This window comes from Psychrobacter celer (assembly GCF_016107555.1).
Lineage (GTDB): Bacteria > Pseudomonadota > Gammaproteobacteria > Pseudomonadales > Moraxellaceae > Psychrobacter > Psychrobacter celer.
Genome location: NZ_JABASU010000011.1, coordinates 1 through 15,010, shown reverse-complemented (window position 1 = coordinate 15,010; position 15,010 = coordinate 1). Strand labels below are relative to the sequence as shown.

At 47.0% G+C, this 15,010-nt stretch carries 14 protein-coding genes and 1 tRNA gene; 7 read left to right on the top strand and 8 right to left on the bottom strand.

Features of this window, described 5'->3' with window-relative positions:
- Window positions 1-142 precede the first annotated feature (142 nt).
- The 3 genes from JFC05_RS06860 to JFC05_RS06850 all read left to right on the top strand — a co-directional run bounded on the left by JFC05_RS06860 (window position 143) and on the right by JFC05_RS06850 (window position 3,139).
- A complete protein-coding gene (locus JFC05_RS06860) occupies window positions 143-745 on the top strand; it encodes a hypothetical protein (protein WP_198336326.1) in 603 nt (200 codons plus the stop codon).
- A gap of 120 nt (window positions 746-865) precedes the next feature.
- A complete protein-coding gene (locus JFC05_RS06855; protein WP_198336325.1) occupies window positions 866-2,314 on the top strand; it encodes a deoxyguanosinetriphosphate triphosphohydrolase in 1,449 nt (482 codons plus the stop codon).
- A gap of 144 nt (window positions 2,315-2,458) precedes the next feature.
- Window positions 2,459-3,139 (top strand): TetR family transcriptional regulator, encoded by a 681-nt coding sequence (locus tag JFC05_RS06850; protein WP_198336324.1) that lies wholly within the window; start codon window positions 2,459-2,461, stop codon window positions 3,137-3,139.
- Between the two features lie 12 nt (window positions 3,140-3,151).
- Here the strand turns inward: JFC05_RS06850 and gspK are convergent, their stop codons facing one another.
- The 6 genes from gspK to JFC05_RS06820 all read right to left on the bottom strand — a co-directional run bounded on the left by gspK (window position 3,152) and on the right by JFC05_RS06820 (window position 8,232).
- Window positions 3,152-4,180, bottom strand: coding sequence for a type II secretion system minor pseudopilin GspK (gene gspK / locus JFC05_RS06845; protein WP_198336323.1), 1,029 nt, complete (start codon window positions 4,178-4,180; stop codon window positions 3,152-3,154).
- Between the two features lie 38 nt (window positions 4,181-4,218).
- Window positions 4,219-5,031 (bottom strand): type II secretion system minor pseudopilin GspJ, encoded by an 813-nt coding sequence (gene gspJ, locus JFC05_RS06840; RefSeq protein WP_198336322.1) that lies wholly within the window; start codon window positions 5,029-5,031, stop codon window positions 4,219-4,221.
- Window positions 5,028-5,501, bottom strand: coding sequence for a type II secretion system minor pseudopilin GspI (gene gspI, locus JFC05_RS06835; protein WP_198336321.1), 474 nt, complete (start codon window positions 5,499-5,501; stop codon window positions 5,028-5,030). The genes gspJ and gspI overlap by 4 nt, the downstream gene beginning before the upstream one ends.
- A gap of 3 nt (window positions 5,502-5,504) precedes the next feature.
- Window positions 5,505-6,164, bottom strand: a complete 660-nt coding sequence (locus tag JFC05_RS06830) for a prepilin-type N-terminal cleavage/methylation domain-containing protein (RefSeq protein ID WP_227697450.1) — start codon at window positions 6,162-6,164, stop codon at window positions 5,505-5,507.
- A 362-nt stretch (window positions 6,165-6,526) separates the two neighbouring features.
- A complete protein-coding gene (locus JFC05_RS06825; protein WP_075101590.1) occupies window positions 6,527-7,210 on the bottom strand; it encodes a TetR/AcrR family transcriptional regulator in 684 nt (227 codons plus the stop codon).
- 233 nt (window positions 7,211-7,443) lie between these two features.
- Entirely contained in the window at window positions 7,444-8,232 is a 789-nt protein-coding gene (locus JFC05_RS06820; protein ID WP_105246280.1) for a TatD family hydrolase, read from the bottom strand.
- A 225-nt stretch (window positions 8,233-8,457) separates the two neighbouring features.
- Here JFC05_RS06820 and JFC05_RS06815 point away from each other — a divergent pair, with 225 nt between their 5' ends.
- Window positions 8,458-9,123 carry an acyltransferase gene (locus JFC05_RS06815; protein ID WP_198336319.1) on the top strand — a complete coding sequence of 222 codons (666 nt, stop codon included), beginning with the start codon at window positions 8,458-8,460 and terminating at the stop codon, window positions 9,121-9,123.
- 46 nt (window positions 9,124-9,169) lie between these two features.
- Here JFC05_RS06815 and tfpB read toward each other — a convergent pair whose 3' ends face one another.
- Both tfpB and JFC05_RS06805 read right to left on the bottom strand, forming a co-directional pair.
- Window positions 9,170-10,957: a type IV pilus assembly ATPase TfpB gene (gene tfpB, locus JFC05_RS06810; protein WP_198336318.1), complete on the bottom strand. Its 1,788-nt coding sequence runs from the start codon at window positions 10,955-10,957 to the stop codon at window positions 9,170-9,172.
- Between the two features lie 101 nt (window positions 10,958-11,058).
- On the bottom strand, window positions 11,059-11,934 hold the full coding sequence (locus JFC05_RS06805) for a tRNA (N6-threonylcarbamoyladenosine(37)-N6)-methyltransferase TrmO (RefSeq protein WP_227697449.1): 876 nt from the start codon (window positions 11,932-11,934) through the stop codon (window positions 11,059-11,061).
- Window positions 11,935-12,465: 531 nt separating this feature from the next.
- Between JFC05_RS06805 and JFC05_RS06800 the strand changes: the two genes are divergently transcribed.
- The 3 genes from JFC05_RS06800 to JFC05_RS06790 all read left to right on the top strand — a co-directional run bounded on the left by JFC05_RS06800 (window position 12,466) and on the right by JFC05_RS06790 (window position 14,939).
- A complete protein-coding gene (locus JFC05_RS06800; RefSeq protein ID WP_105246286.1) occupies window positions 12,466-13,239 on the top strand; it encodes a ferredoxin--NADP reductase in 774 nt (257 codons plus the stop codon).
- A gap of 153 nt (window positions 13,240-13,392) precedes the next feature.
- A tRNA-Leu gene (locus JFC05_RS06795) sits at window positions 13,393-13,479 on the top strand.
- A 182-nt stretch (window positions 13,480-13,661) separates the two neighbouring features.
- Window positions 13,662-14,939, top strand: coding sequence for a tyrosine-type recombinase/integrase (locus tag JFC05_RS06790; protein WP_198334084.1), 1,278 nt, complete (start codon window positions 13,662-13,664; stop codon window positions 14,937-14,939).
- Window positions 14,940-15,010 lie beyond the last annotated feature (71 nt).

The following is a 15,010-nucleotide window of genomic DNA, read 5'->3' as shown; positions in this document are numbered from 1 at the left end:
ATGACATTTTTAAAGTGTATTGACTATAGCTTGTTTAAAATTAATTGGCCGATGTTGGATATTCTCCATCATCGGCTTTATTTTATCGCTATATTGTTATATTATAACATATCTTTATTTCGCTTATTTGAGGGCTCATGCTGTGAATAATTATTGTGCTAGACTTGCAGGTATTACTATACTAGGAAGTGTGATAGCAGGCTCTTTATTGGGCTGTCAGCCAAACAACGATACCGATACAGCGGTATCTAAAGAAGCACCAGTAGAGAATCACGCCGATCATGAACAAGGTCATGAAATTCGTGACAATAAAGAGCATGAAAAGCACGGCCACGAAGAGCATAGTGATATGGAACATGGTCATGAAGGGCCTAATAATCATGAAGATCACAGTCATGAAGGTCATAGTCATGAGGAACATGCGCACGCAGGTCACGATCATGCAGCTCATACCAGCAACAGCACTACTTTCTCTTGTGAGCCTACTGCTACTATTGGCGTTTCTTATCATAGCGACAGTACACCGCAGACAGCGCATTTACTCATCGATGGTATCGAATACGACTTGGCCGCCAGCGCTGAGAGCAATGACCAACAAACCTATATGAGCGATATCGGTCTTGATGATCGCCACGGCATCATCTGGCAAGTCAGTGGTGATGAGGCGATACTACTGAGCAAAACCTTAGATGATGAGGTCGCCATCAGCGATGAGCAGATACTTTTTAACTGCCATACAGCCTAATGATCATCACGCTGAGCGGTGGTACGAAAGCGGTACTAAGTAGCAGCTGTACCAAGGATGCTATTTTGCTATGCTAGAGGCTCCCTTGGTTTCGGATATTTTTATATGCTAGGCACCTCTATGTCTTTGTCGTCTGCCACCACCCAATGGTCTCATCTTCTAAACGCTCAGCGCCTCGGCGCTCATAAAAAACACAATGCCAATACCAGCACTCGCTCTCAGTTTCATAAAGACTATGACAGGCTGGTATTTTCGCACTCTTTTCGTCAGCTCAATCAAAAGACTCAAGTACATCCCTTGACCAATCAGCTGGGTATTCATACCCGTCTGACTCACTCTCTTGAAGTCTCTTGTATCGGGCGCTCTTTGGGTATGATGGCAGCAGAAAAGCTCCATGATAAGCTGTCCCACGGTCTGCCCGCTGGGGTCTCGCCTGCTGATGTCGGCGTCATCGTGCAAGCGGCATGTTTGGCCCACGATATCGGCAACCCGCCATTTGGGCACGCAGGTGAGTACGCCATTCGCGACTGGTTTTCCCATCCTGAGCGGCAAGCGGTTTTGCAGCATTTATCCTCCTCTGAGCAGTTGGATTTATTGGCCTACGAAGGTAACGCGCAAGGGTTTCGTTTGCTCGCACGTAACGAGCATCATCCTGATAAAGGCGGCATGCGTTTGACTTGCGCAACCTTAGGCGCTTTTATGAAATATCCTTGGCTGGCCACCCACAGCAATGACAGCTCACAACTTACCTATCCGCAGCGCCCTGCTGCCACCTTACAATCCCGTCCATCGCAAGCCAAAAAAGTACAAAAATTTGGCTGCTTTTATAGTGAAGCGGCGCAGCTAGAAACCTTAGCATCGTGTTTAAACCTGCCGCGCTCCAAGCAGCATGACGGTTTTGCCCGTCATCCACTGGCGTATCTATTAGAGGCGGCGGATGATATTTGTTACGCATTGATTGATTTAGAAGACGGCATCAATCTAAATATGCTGACCTATCAAGATGTGGCGGCGATATTTTATGAGCTGATCGGTGAGCGACCTTGTACCATCGAGTTACCTGCTCATATGTCTGTCAGGCAAAGTCTGGCATCACTGCGCGCGCGGGCGATGATGCGTTTGGTCAATACCGTAACGGATGCTTTTGTTGCCAATGATGACGCGTTACTGGCCGGAACCCTTAGCGGTAGCCTATTTGCCCACTGTGATACCAGCGTACAAAGCGGCATCCATCAAGCCAAACAGCTGGCGCGTGAGCAGATATTTAACCATCCAAGTAAAGTACGTATGGAGCTTATGGCCAATCAATGCCTGCATCGTCTTTTAGATGCCTTTATGCCGCTGGCGTGGACGGGGAGTACGATCATAAGCGCTGCGCAGCCTATGTCTTTTGAGCAGGAGCGTTTGCTAAAGCTGCTACAGCCGCACTTAGATGAGCAGCGCCGTACGTTATCAGACAATGTCTACCATAATATTTTAAGCATTCTAGACTTTATTACGGGTATGAATGATCATGAGGCCTATCGACTGGCGCAAGAGTTACAGGGGCATTGGGGGACGGTAGTATAAGACGCATCCATTTGAAAACCGCGATAAACAAAATGAGTGGGTGCGATATGGCGACTATTGAGTTAACAGTCGTTGCGTATTTTGGTCGTATTTGTGCGCTAAAATGCGTATGATAACCCTTTACTGGATAACTTTTGAAATACTATGAGTAGTCGCGAACAAAAAAAACTTCAAACTCGGCACGCTTTTTTTAATGCGGTGCTCGATTTATGTATGACTGGGCAAGCCTTTAGCTCTATTAGCCTTCGGCAGGTCACCCGCGAGGTGGGCGTGGTGCCGACGGCATTTTATCGGCATTTTGACGATATGGAATCGCTTGGTCGAGCCTTAGTGATTGAGGAGCTAGGCAGTACACTCGCTATACTGAGTGATAGCCTGCAGATTGGCCGTAAGCGCAGTTTTGATCGGCAAATCGCCAAAAGTATCCAGCTGTTTTTGTATATGGTCAGCGATCAGCCGTACTATTGGCAGTTTTTGGTCAGTGAGCGCTATGGCGGCTCTGATGCGGTGCGCAAAGCCATCAGCGATCTGGTCAAAAACCACACGCAAAACTTAGCAGATGACTTAGCGTTGCAGCCAGCCTTTACTCACATCAATGCTTATGATCGACGGCTACTGGCTGAAGCTGGCATCAATATGTTTTTTTCTTGGATCATCGATTGGTTGGAGCTGACTTACACCGAAGATCATGATGACGAGATCGATCTAAACGAAGTCGAAAAAAACAAACAACTGATGCTCCATAACTGTACTCGGCAAGCACAGATGCTGTTTTATGGTGCGTACAACTGGAAATCAAGCGAAGAGACTCGTTTAAAAGATTAGCGGCTCTACAGCTTAAAAGCTGGGTCTAAAGGCCCACAAGCGCTGTGCCACCACCTGAATATGCTTAGCTATTTTATCGGTCTCACTCGCAACACTCTCGTTATTGCCGCCGCTACTATTTGCGGCATTGGCAGGCGTTTTGCTGATCAGTATGGTGGCAAAGCGTTGTTTTGCGGCACCAGTATCAGCGGCCGTGATCAGCGCCACAAATGCTTGGCTTTCGGTAGCAAGCAACGGAGTCAACGCTTGGCGCTCGTCAGCGCTCACCGTACCAAGCGCTGGTAGTTGCCACAGCGCATCAATCGCCGCTAATGCTTGCTGGCCGCGCATATCGACCAGCGCCTGCATCTGCTGACGATCAGCCGTCTCTGTCAGGGCAGCGAGCAAAACTGGACTGGCAGTATTGATATTGATAGGCAAATAATAAGGCACTGCAGTGATATAAGGACGTAGTGCTGCTAAATCCTCAGCGCTGACCTTTTCGATATCTTGTAGCTGCTCTACACTGACAAATGGCTGATTGGGCAATGTGCTGGCCGCGCCCCTCGATTGCTGTTCATAGACCACACCTTCATCACCGCCATCTTGATAAACCGTGCTGTCACTATCTTGGTAGTCAAGCACAGCTATAGCAATCTCTGGTGCCAAATTTAACTGTACCAGCAACCTCTGAAATACCGCCAATGCGGTGCCATCCACTGCGCCGTCATGATATAAGTTATTGATATTAAATCGACTGGCTTCATCACGCACCTCGACGCTAATACTGCGCCCATCCAAGGTATACGGCGGGATCGGCTGCGCCCAAATATCTTGCTCACTATCCGTCTCATTTAGCGTATCATCAGCGCGAATCAGCGTCACGGCCAGCTGTTGACCCGCATGGATGTCTTGTAAAAGCTGGTTTTGCTCAAACAATAATCCACTGCGTCTAATGGCAATCTTTTGACTGGCCAGCATGGCACCGGCCACGACGGTGATGCTGACCACCAGTAGCAATATCGTCAATAAGGCAACCCCGCGCTGTGAGTTCGCTGTCATCGACATAACTGCCCTCTAGTATCGAATAAAGGATGCATTTAGACACTGCCCCCTGCATCATCGGTTTGGGCACCGCCATTATCATCATTGTTACTATTGTTGCTGTTGTTGTTGCTGTTACCATCATTAACTGTATTTGCTGTTTTAAAGCTATCAACAGCTAGCGACTTAGGAGCGAGCGCCCATTGCCACGTGATTGGCATGTCTTGATAAGTAAAGCTCACCGCCACACCTTTTGGCAAAAGAGTGATTTTGGCCTGAGTATTGGCTACGCGGCTCGTTTGATTTGCCGATGTGTCCAAGCGCCCACCCTCTGTATTAGGGAACTGATCGCTTGGCTCTGGCATTAATGCCTGCCAGCGTCCTGCACTCACGCCTTTTAATAGCACACTATCTAAGCTTGTGCTCTCGCCATTCATACTATGGATACTATGATATTGACGGCGAATTAGCTGATCGTTAGCAAACACATAGGCAATCCGCTGCACACTAGCGCTACTCTGATAGCGTGGATCAGGATCGGCAAATCGTACAAAACTGACAGACTCGCCATCCACGCTCATAAACGGCTGAGGCGGCGGAAGTGTTGCTTGCGGATCTGTGCTGCTGTTATTGGTTAAGTCATCAGTCGTTGACGCTTCATTCGCCTGGTAAGCAATGACTTGCCCCATATCTTGTTGCAACTGCAAATACGCGTATTGTAATACTGCCAAATCATCTGCATGACGCTGGGCACGCTCACGCGACTTGCTGACACTGTCAAACACTTGCCACCCTGCGACTGCGAGCATGGCAAATATCGCCATTGCTAGCAGTAGCTCTAGTAAAGTAAAGCCCCGCTGCTGCCTCATGGCGCACCGCCAGATGCGGCCAAACCTGCTAAATCTAGGCTGCCGATGTCTTGCTCACTATTGCTTAGCATCACACTGATATCGGTCACAGCCGTACGTGCTTGGCCATCTACTATTGGCGCAACTGAGATATTTACTTCTTTTAGCGCAGGCGTGATCGCCTCATTGACCGTCATTACCACCTGCCAATCTCGGCCTTGGGCATTGATCGTTTGGGTGCGATTGGCCGTCAGCCACGTCTCTTGAATACGTAAATCCGCCGCCGCGTTTTGTGCCACAAAATGCGCCAGTGTACGGGTACGCAGTATGTCGACTGAGCTTAAATAAGCACTACTGGCGCGGCTGGCTGCAACAGCAACCACAGCCAAAATTGCTAGCGCTACCATCACCTCTATCAACGTAAAGCCGCGCTGGCTCTGCTCTAAAAGTGATGAGGCAGCTTTATCATAAGCGTTGGTGTGTTGGCTCATCACTTACTGTCCTTGTCCAATCATCATACTACCGTCGGGCATAATCGTGATCACATCACCTACCAGCCGCGCCTCATGCAGCACCTCGATGGTCACCGGCGTGGCCTGCCCTGTACCAAACCAAACCACCTGCGGCACCATCTGATCGACAAACCAAGGCTGCAATATCTGAGCTTGCTGAGCGCTTGATACCTCTACAGCCGCCAAGCTCTGCACCCTGATATGAACACCAGATGGCAGCTCGGGCAGCGTCACCTCCGTCTCAGGCTCCCAGCTTGGCGTTGGCAAGGCTTCATCAGAACCACCGCTCATGGTAGACAATTCTGCCGACAGCTCCATGGCATTTTTGGGCGTACTATCATTGCTATCTGCTGAAACGCTCGCTGCCTGATACGCGGCATAGGGATTGGACAAGGTCACAATCACAGGCGTCACCTGACCGCGCTTATCGGCCTGCAGACTAAGACCCATCGGCTGCATACGCTCAGCGGACAATAACCTTACATAGCTGAGTGAGTCGGTCAGATGCTCATAAAACGCGCGGTTTTTACGCGCTTCACTACTGCCCACAGATAGGCTCATCATGCCAGCGAATATCGACAAGATGACCACCACTACCACGATTTCGACCAGTGTAAAGCCTGTTTGAGATTTAGAAGACATGAAGTGCGAGTGTGCCGAAGCAGAAGTATGAACACAAGACGTACGGGCGTTTTTTATGAAAGGAAGTGTAGGGTCATCAATATCAGGCATAACCGTCTTATCATACAGCCTATACTGACTAAATTCTGATTGAATCAACCTTAGAGAGCTGGTCGCTGAGCGAGTCTGAGTCTTGACAGTGACCGGCATATTGCACCTATAAGCTCATGATTGTATTAAGGTAAGTACAAAAATTCTCTGTGCTGCCTGCCAAAAGGCCACAGCACAGAGCGATGTGACTGCCTACATTGGGCACTGTTTTTATCTGTTGGGATATGTGCTCTTAACTCATGTAAGTCATCATCTTTAACACGAGAAACGCGCTAATAATTGGTGTTACGGTGCTCTTCTGATTCTGTATCGATTTGCTCTACCAACTCTTGCATATCCTCATCCATCACGTCATCATCAGCAGCCGGATAGTGACTTGGCAACTCCAACATTTGCTGCACAAAAGCATAACGCAAGGTGTCGCGGCGACCCAAATAACGCTGATAAAAACTTGAGTTTAATAACCCCGCCCCGCCTTGACCCATCGCCCAAATCGACGACAAATAATCACGAGTGCTCAAACTACTGTGCTCGTCTTTTAGATACGCGCTAATGATGTCGATCAAACGCTTCATACGCTGACGGCGAATGTCATACAGCTCGCCAAACAACCGGTTAAGACCTGTCACCGAGGCCGCCAGACGCTCTTCTATCTGGTTGAGCAACATGGCTTTTTGGGGATTAAACAGTTGCTGCAAAATCATACGAGCCACCCCCGCTGATGGGCAGTCATCAATACGGTTGATCTCAAACAACTGCTCTTCATAACGAATAATAATACGCAGATACAGCTCATCTTTACTGGAGAAATGCTTATATAACGTGCCTTTGGCCAAATCCAGCTGATCTGCCAAACTGTCCAAAGTGATATCACCATCGCCGGACTCAAGTAACAGTTGCTCTGCCATCGCTAAGATATTCTCTTCTCGTGCTTTGAACTGATGCTGACGACTCATAATCTCTCCTAAAACTTGACAAGATTAAGCATATAACCATCGTTTATACGGATGTATCGGCAACAAGCGGATGCAACTATATGAAGACTGCTCGAGAACTGCCAAAGGGAATATGCTCGTGTTTGCTAAATAGTCATGGGTAACTGCCTGATTACGCTCGATATTAGAAATAAAAAAGAGACAAAGCCCTCACATTACCCGATAAATGACTGAGTGGTCATAGCATAACCATTTTAGCAGTACTGTGCCAGCAAATTTTCAAAGTTTTTTGCTGTCAGTGCTCCAACCTCCTCACTGTCACACTCATACATCTGAGCCAGATAACGGGCGACATACGGCACATAGGCAGGCTCATTGGGTTTGCCGCGCTTGGGGACAGGAGCCAGATAAGGGCTGTCGGTTTCGATGAGAATTCTATCTTTGGGCATCTTGCGCGCCGCATCTTGAATCATCTGCGCGCTCTTAAAACTGACGATGCCTGAAAACGAGATATAAAACCCTAGATCCAGCGCTCGTTTGGCCGTCTCCCAATCTTCAGTAAAACAATGAATGATGCCATGCTCGGCGCCTTCTGCTTTTAGGATATCAAGGGTATCTTCTTTGGCATCGCGCATGTGCACCACCAAAGGTTTTTTGAGCTGCTGGCTGGCATAGATATGACGAGCAAGACTTGCTTGCTGCTCTTTTTTATTTTCTGTTGACCAGTAGTAATCCAGTCCCGTCTCCCCGATGGCCCAGACATGCTCAGCATCAGCGGTTTGTATCAGCCGCTCGGTTGTCGCGGATTGCAGCACTGTGATATCTTCACAAGGATGAATGCCGACACTCATGCCCAGCTCTAACACCTCATCGCTATGAGTGCTGACAATATGAGCGATGTCATCATATTCAGCAAAATCACACATAATCGCCATCGCGCGCGTGACATTGGCCGCTTTCATCGCGTCAATTGCGCCGGACAGTTGACCATCATATTTGGTTAAATCCAGACGGTTTAGATGGCAATGCGTATCAGTAAACATAAACACTCTCGTTAATTAAATACATAAGTGGTAAATTTTAAAATAAGACATGACACTTGAGAAATGACAGTTAAAAAATGACCTTAACAGTATAAAATGCCTCGTCTTTGTGCTATTTATTGCTCTGACTTGCACTGTTTTCAAGGCATAATCCATAAAGACCCATAGAGCGCTGCGACCAGCGGCCTATCACGCCTAACATTCATCCACATAAGCCCTGCTATTATGACGCCAAAAAAGACAGTGACCCTGCCCCCTATCCTCAAAACTCTGCTACCCAAACAACTCTACAAACAGCGATTTTTATTGACAGATAACGGACAGGACAATCATATCGATATCGCCCATGATGCGCGTATCATCGGCGGCTCAACCATTACCATACGTAAAGGTCATGACAATCAAATCAGTATCGGCAAGCACGGGAAGTTTAACAAGCTCAATATCGATATCAATGGCAGTCATAATCATATTACCATCGGTAAGCACGTCAAATTTTCAGGCCATCTGCTGATTGTGGGCGATCGTTTGCACATTGATATCGGCGATCGGACCACGGCGATTGACTGCTATGTGTTGGCACGTGACAAAAGCGTGCGCATCGGCAAAGCATGCATGATATCGCGCGGGATAGAAATCCGTGCAACCGATGTCCACAAAGTCTACGATACCGAGTCCAACGAGCGCCTAAACCAGGCCCGCGCTGATGTGGTATTGGAAGATCATATCTGGATCGCAGCCAACGTCACTATCTCCAAAAATGTTACCATCGCTAGCGGCTGTATCATTGCCGCAGGGTCTTTTGTCAACAAACCCATTACCACCCCAAACTGCATGGTCGCAGGCACGCCCGCGAAAATCATGCGCCAAAATGTACGCTGGGAACGCTAAGGCAGTATGCAAACATGAAGGACAGCGGTCTATTTGCCGCATACGCTTAATGCAGCGGTACCACGCGCATCACCTCTTCTATGGTCGTCACCCCTTCACTGATACTCTTGGCACCCGATAATCGCAGCGGCTGCACCCCTTCGCGGTAGGCTTGTTTTTTTAGTGCCTCTACATTGGCATCGGTTGCGACCAACTTTTTTAACTCATTGGATAGCGGCATGATTTCATACAGGCCCACACGGCCTTGATAACCCGTTTGGCGGCAATGCTCACAGCCTGTTGCGCGGTAGATTTGCGCAGGCAAGGGCGCGCGCCAAGGCTGCACCAGCTCCTGCCATTGAACGGCAATCTCACTCTCGGGGCGCACCTCTAACGCTTGCTTGCAGTGTGGACATAAGGTACGCAATAAACGCTGTGCCATGACTCCGAGTATGGTCGCTGAGGTCAAAAACGGCTGCACCCCCAAATCATGCAGACGTGTCAGTGAGCTTGGTGCATCATTGGTATGCAGTGTTGAGAGTACCAAGTGCCCAGTCAGCGACGCTTGTACCGCCATATTGGCCGTCTCAGTATCGCGAATCTCCCCAACCATGATGATATCTGGATCCTGACGCATCAACGAGCGGATACCATCAGCGAAATGCAAATCCACTCCCGCATTGACCTGCATCTGATTAAAGCTCGGCTCAATCATCTCGATAGGGTCTTCGATGGTACACACGTTGACCTGCTCGGTCGCCAACTGTTTGAGCGTGCTATATAGGGTGGTGGTCTTACCAGATCCTGTCGGACCGGTGACCAAAATAATACCGTTTGGATGGGCGGTCAGCTCATGCCATGTCTCGAGCTGCTTACCCGACAAACCAAGCTGAGCAAACGAACGTACCAGCACTTCAGGGTCAAAGACGCGCATCACCAGCTTTTCGCCAAAAGCGGTCGGCATGGTAGAGAGTCGCAGCTCGGTTTCTAGCCCCTTTGGCGTACGAGTCTTTAGACGGCCATCTTGCGGCTTGCGCTTTTCGGCGACATTTAGCCGCCCCAAGATTTTGATACGCGCAGTCACTGCGACGATGATGGCCAGCGGCATCTCATATACTGTATGCAGCACCCCATCGATACGAAAGCGCACCCTCCCCATCTCACGCCGCGGCTCTAAATGAATATCACTGGCACGCTGCTCAAAGGCATACTGCAGCAGCCAGTCGACGACTTTGACAATATGTTGATCATTGGCATCGGGGTTGGTGTTGTCCCCAAGCTGCAATAACGCCTCAACATTGGTCACATCAGCGGCAGCACGTTTATGTAAAGAGTTGGCACCCGCAATCGCTTGTGTCACTTGATAAAACTCTTGACGATAACGCTTGAGCTGATCGGGACTGATATAGACGGTGCGATAGGTTTTGGATTTGATCAGCTTTTCGATATTGGCGTGCCAATCGGTAAAAAACGGCTGGTCTGTACCAATGACGACCTCATCTAATGTGACCCCAATCGGCAAAATATGCTGCGAGCGAGCATATTCAAAAGACATCAGCTGCGTGACTGCTGGCACATCAACCTTTAGTGGATCAATACGCACCATCGCCATACCCGCTTTGGCTGCCAGCCATTTGTTGAGCCATGACAGCGTTAGTTTGGCTTCAGAGGTGCTGTCTAGCGCATGAGCATTGGGCAAACCAAACTCGCTAATGGTCAGTAGTGGGTGCTGCTCCTTGGCTCGGCGGCTGGTGATGACCAAATTATAGCTGCGTTGATCAATGACTCTATCCGCCAGTAACTCATCTAGACACCACCGTAAATCTATGACTATCGAATACTTCTGCTCAGACATATTTTTCTTCTTTTTTGGTCAGTACATGTGAGGCCATCGTCTAGATTGGCCAAGCTCAGCTGCAGCATTATATAAGCTCTTTCGCGTGATACTATATAACATTATGCTATGCTGGTAATCGCTGTGATCTGTAGCGCCCCTGAGGCAAGCTGCCAAAACGCTATATCGACAGACTTATAGCGCATCGTAAAGGTTTTGTGCACTTCCTTGCGGCGATAGGCAGGTCGCGGATCTTGAGCGATGAGTGCTTGAATGATGGCCATATCCGTATCGACAAGTTGCCAGCGCGCCTGATCGATTAACACTTGCCTGCCAGCACCTTGCGCAGTTTCTCTAGTAAACGCATCAGACATTAGCTGCAAAAACTGCTGATAAGCGGTGTCAGTGACTGTGACCTCTAGCAGCTCAGGTGCCGTAGGAGCAAAGCCACTACGAGCATCGAGCAGTGCATCGCTATACGCCACATAGGGCTTGATATCGATGATGGGCGTACCATCTATCATATCAGCGCCACTGATGATAAGAAACGCGCGACCTTGTACTACCTCGACGCGCTCAAGCTTGACCACAGACAAACCCAGCGCTGATGGGCGATACATACTACGACTGGCAAACACGCCTATTTTTTGATTGCCGCCCAATCTTGGTGGCCGCACTTGCGGACGAAAATGCCCCTTTGCTGTCGTGCGCGCCGCTGTCGCATCCTCTTCGCCGGCAGGTGCGGCTGCACTCACTCTGCCAGCTTTGGCCGTATCATTATGATGAAACTGCCAGCTCAGCCAGATATGACTAAACGCCTCTAAACCAACAAAAGCGGCGGGCGTATCATAAGGCGCAATCATCTCAACTACACTCATCAGCGCCACCAAGTTTGGTTGTCTTGGCGCCCCAAACTTTTGCGAGAGCGGCGCACGATGATAGCCAATAATAGGCGCCCGATGACAATCGGCGAGCATATCGTCACCTGATACAGGCATAAATTCTCCAAAAACACGCTTATTGCGTGATACAAAATTATTTACTAACGATATTCTATTTTATCATGCCACATAGTCGCTGCCAGACGGATTTTTATTTTAAAGTTTGGTATTATGAGCGAGAATTTGATGACCGCCCCTATTTTTATACAAACAGTTTTATAGAAACGGCTTGATAAAAGCAATTTGATATGGGCAGATCAATAGAGGCGACTTGATAGGCTAAGCGCACTGACGAAACTGCTTTTGATAAAAATAATGATACCTTGTCGTATTTTGCCTTATCTTAGCGGGCAGATTTGGCTGAAAGAACTGATTTTCACGGCTTGACGCCACAGGCATTCGCTGTCATTTACAACATTATATAAAATGATAAAATATATAAGTTAAAGTATATAAAAGGCTAAGTTAGCGCTTCATATCGCCTATAAAAACCAGTACTTTATTAGCACCGAAACGGTCATTGAAAAATTTTATCTTATACCTATTTAAACCATACGATACCGATAATCACTTATTAACGAGGACTTTATGTCAAAACTTCGCACCGAAACGGTTACAGAGGTTCATCATTGGAATGACTCTCTATTTAGCATCAAAACCACTCGTGACGATGGCTTACGCTTCCGTAATGGCGAGTTTGCGATGATTGGAATCGTGGTCGATGGCAGACCGCTGCTGCGCGCTTACTCTATTGCCAGTCCCAACTACGAAGAGCATTTAGAGTTCTTTTCGATCAAAGTACAAGACGGCCCACTGACTTCACGCTTGCAACACATCAAAGTTGGCGATGAGTTATTGGTCAGTAAAAAACCCACAGGCACGTTAGTGTTGGATGACCTGTTACCAGGTAAGCACCTTTACATGCTATCGACTGGTACTGGACTTGCGCCCTTCTTGGCATTGTCACGTGACCCTGAGGTTTATGAGCGTTTTGACAAAATCATTTTGGTACATGGCGTGCGTCATGTCGAAGACTTAGCCTATCGCGATATGTTTGAAAACCAGTTGCCTAACGATGAAATCTTTGGCGAATGGTACCGTGAGAAGTTCATTTACTACCCCACCGTGACCCGTGAAGAATTTAGAAACCAAGGCCGAGTCACCGATTTGATGAGATCAGGTAAGCTGTTTGACGATATCGGCTTGCCACCGATGAACAAAGACGATGATCGTGTCATGCTATGCGGTAGCATGCCATTTAACGCGGAAGTATCAGAGATACTAGACGGCTTTGGCCTCACTGTCTCCCCACGTATGGGCGTACAAGCCGACTATGCCGTTGAACGAGCCTTTGTCGGTTAGGTCTGCATTTTTTGCTATATCGTCAAATAACTGCAAATTATTTAAAATAATTCTTGACGACAAAAAATAGGCTGCTATAATACGCAGCCTATACGGCAAACGCCGTAGCCCAATTCGATAACTGTTATTTTTATAAACGTTATCTGCTTACATGCCAGTGTGATGGAATTGGTAGACATGACGGATTCAAAATCCGTTGCCTTTAAAAGCGTGTCGGTTCGAGTCCGACCACTGGTACCACTATACGAAACCCTTACAGTCTATGGATTGTGAGGGTTTTTTATTGCGTGAATTATTTATAAATTGGTCGAGTAATACTAGCGTCAAATAAAATTTTGATACTATCTTGATACTTTAATACATCTGTATGTTCACGTATTATAGTGCTATTAATATAATAACTGCGGCGTGACGGATGAATTATGAAAGTTAAGCTTAGTAAGAAGTTTATCGATTCAGTTGCATATGCTTCAAGTGGTACAGACATCTATATGGATGAAGTATTAACGGGTTTTGCACTTCGTGTAGGTAAGCAATCTAAGAGATACACGCTTCATAAACGCATCAATGGTAAGCTCTATCGTGACGAAGTTGAAGAAACACATCTAATCACTTTGACTGAAGCTCGTGAAAAAGCTAGCACGATGATGGTCAACATAAAAAAGGGGCTTGATGTTTACGATGGTTATCACGCTACTCCAAAGTTAAAAGACATTCAAGATTGTAATATACCAACACTCAATGAAGCATATACCTACTTTAAATCGATGAAGCCAAATCTTGCTAGCCGTACTATTGAAACTTATGATCAGCAAATACTTGGTCGACTCGATGACTGGCTTGATATATCGTTAAACGATATAACTAAAACTATGATAAGTGAAAAACATAAGGAAATCAGCAAATCTAGTCCAGCTCAAGCGAATGCCACTATGCGAGCTCTCCGCTCTATATGGAACTACTGTCAAGATAGTTTTTTAGATGACGATGAGGAGTACATAATAAAGGATCAACCCATTCGAATACTGAATGCCAAGAATGATTGGAACAAAATTAAACCTCGTACTCGTCATGTTGAAGAAGAGTATTTAGGAGTATATTTTAAAACTTTGATTGAACACCGTGACGGTAGTTCTTTCAAACAAGCATCTTATAGCAATAATGCTCGTGATCTTTTACTGCTTTTTATGTTTGCTGGAGTTCGCTTAAATGAAGCGCAGACACTAAGATGGGAAGATGTAGACCTTGACGCTGCTCGTATCGTTTTTAAAGCTACTAAAAATGGTTCTGATTACCATATGCCTACTGGAAAAATACTTCAAGCCATACTTAGTGAACGCTATAGATTGAGCAATGGAGAGCGTTGGGTATTTCCGAGTGATTTGAAAAGAAATAGCGACCACGTTAAAGATTTGAGCGGTAGTTATCATTCAATATCAGACAAAGCTGGCTTGCACATTACGCCTCACGATTTACGTCGTACATTTGGCACTGTCGCCAATAGTCTTAATGTAACCTATCCTGTACTAAAGAGACTGCTAAATCATCGTGAGGCTAAATCTAGTGATGATGTGACACTACATTACATACAGGTATCACAGCGACAATTACGTGAAGCTTTAGATGAGATTGAAGCTTTTTATTGCAAGCATATAGGAATGACTCAAGATGAGGTGATTAAGAGCCTCTTACAGACATAACTTCATATAGTTTTTTGGTGTAATGGACAAAATTCATGCTAAAAAGTAGAAGGTAGTCGCTAATGGACATA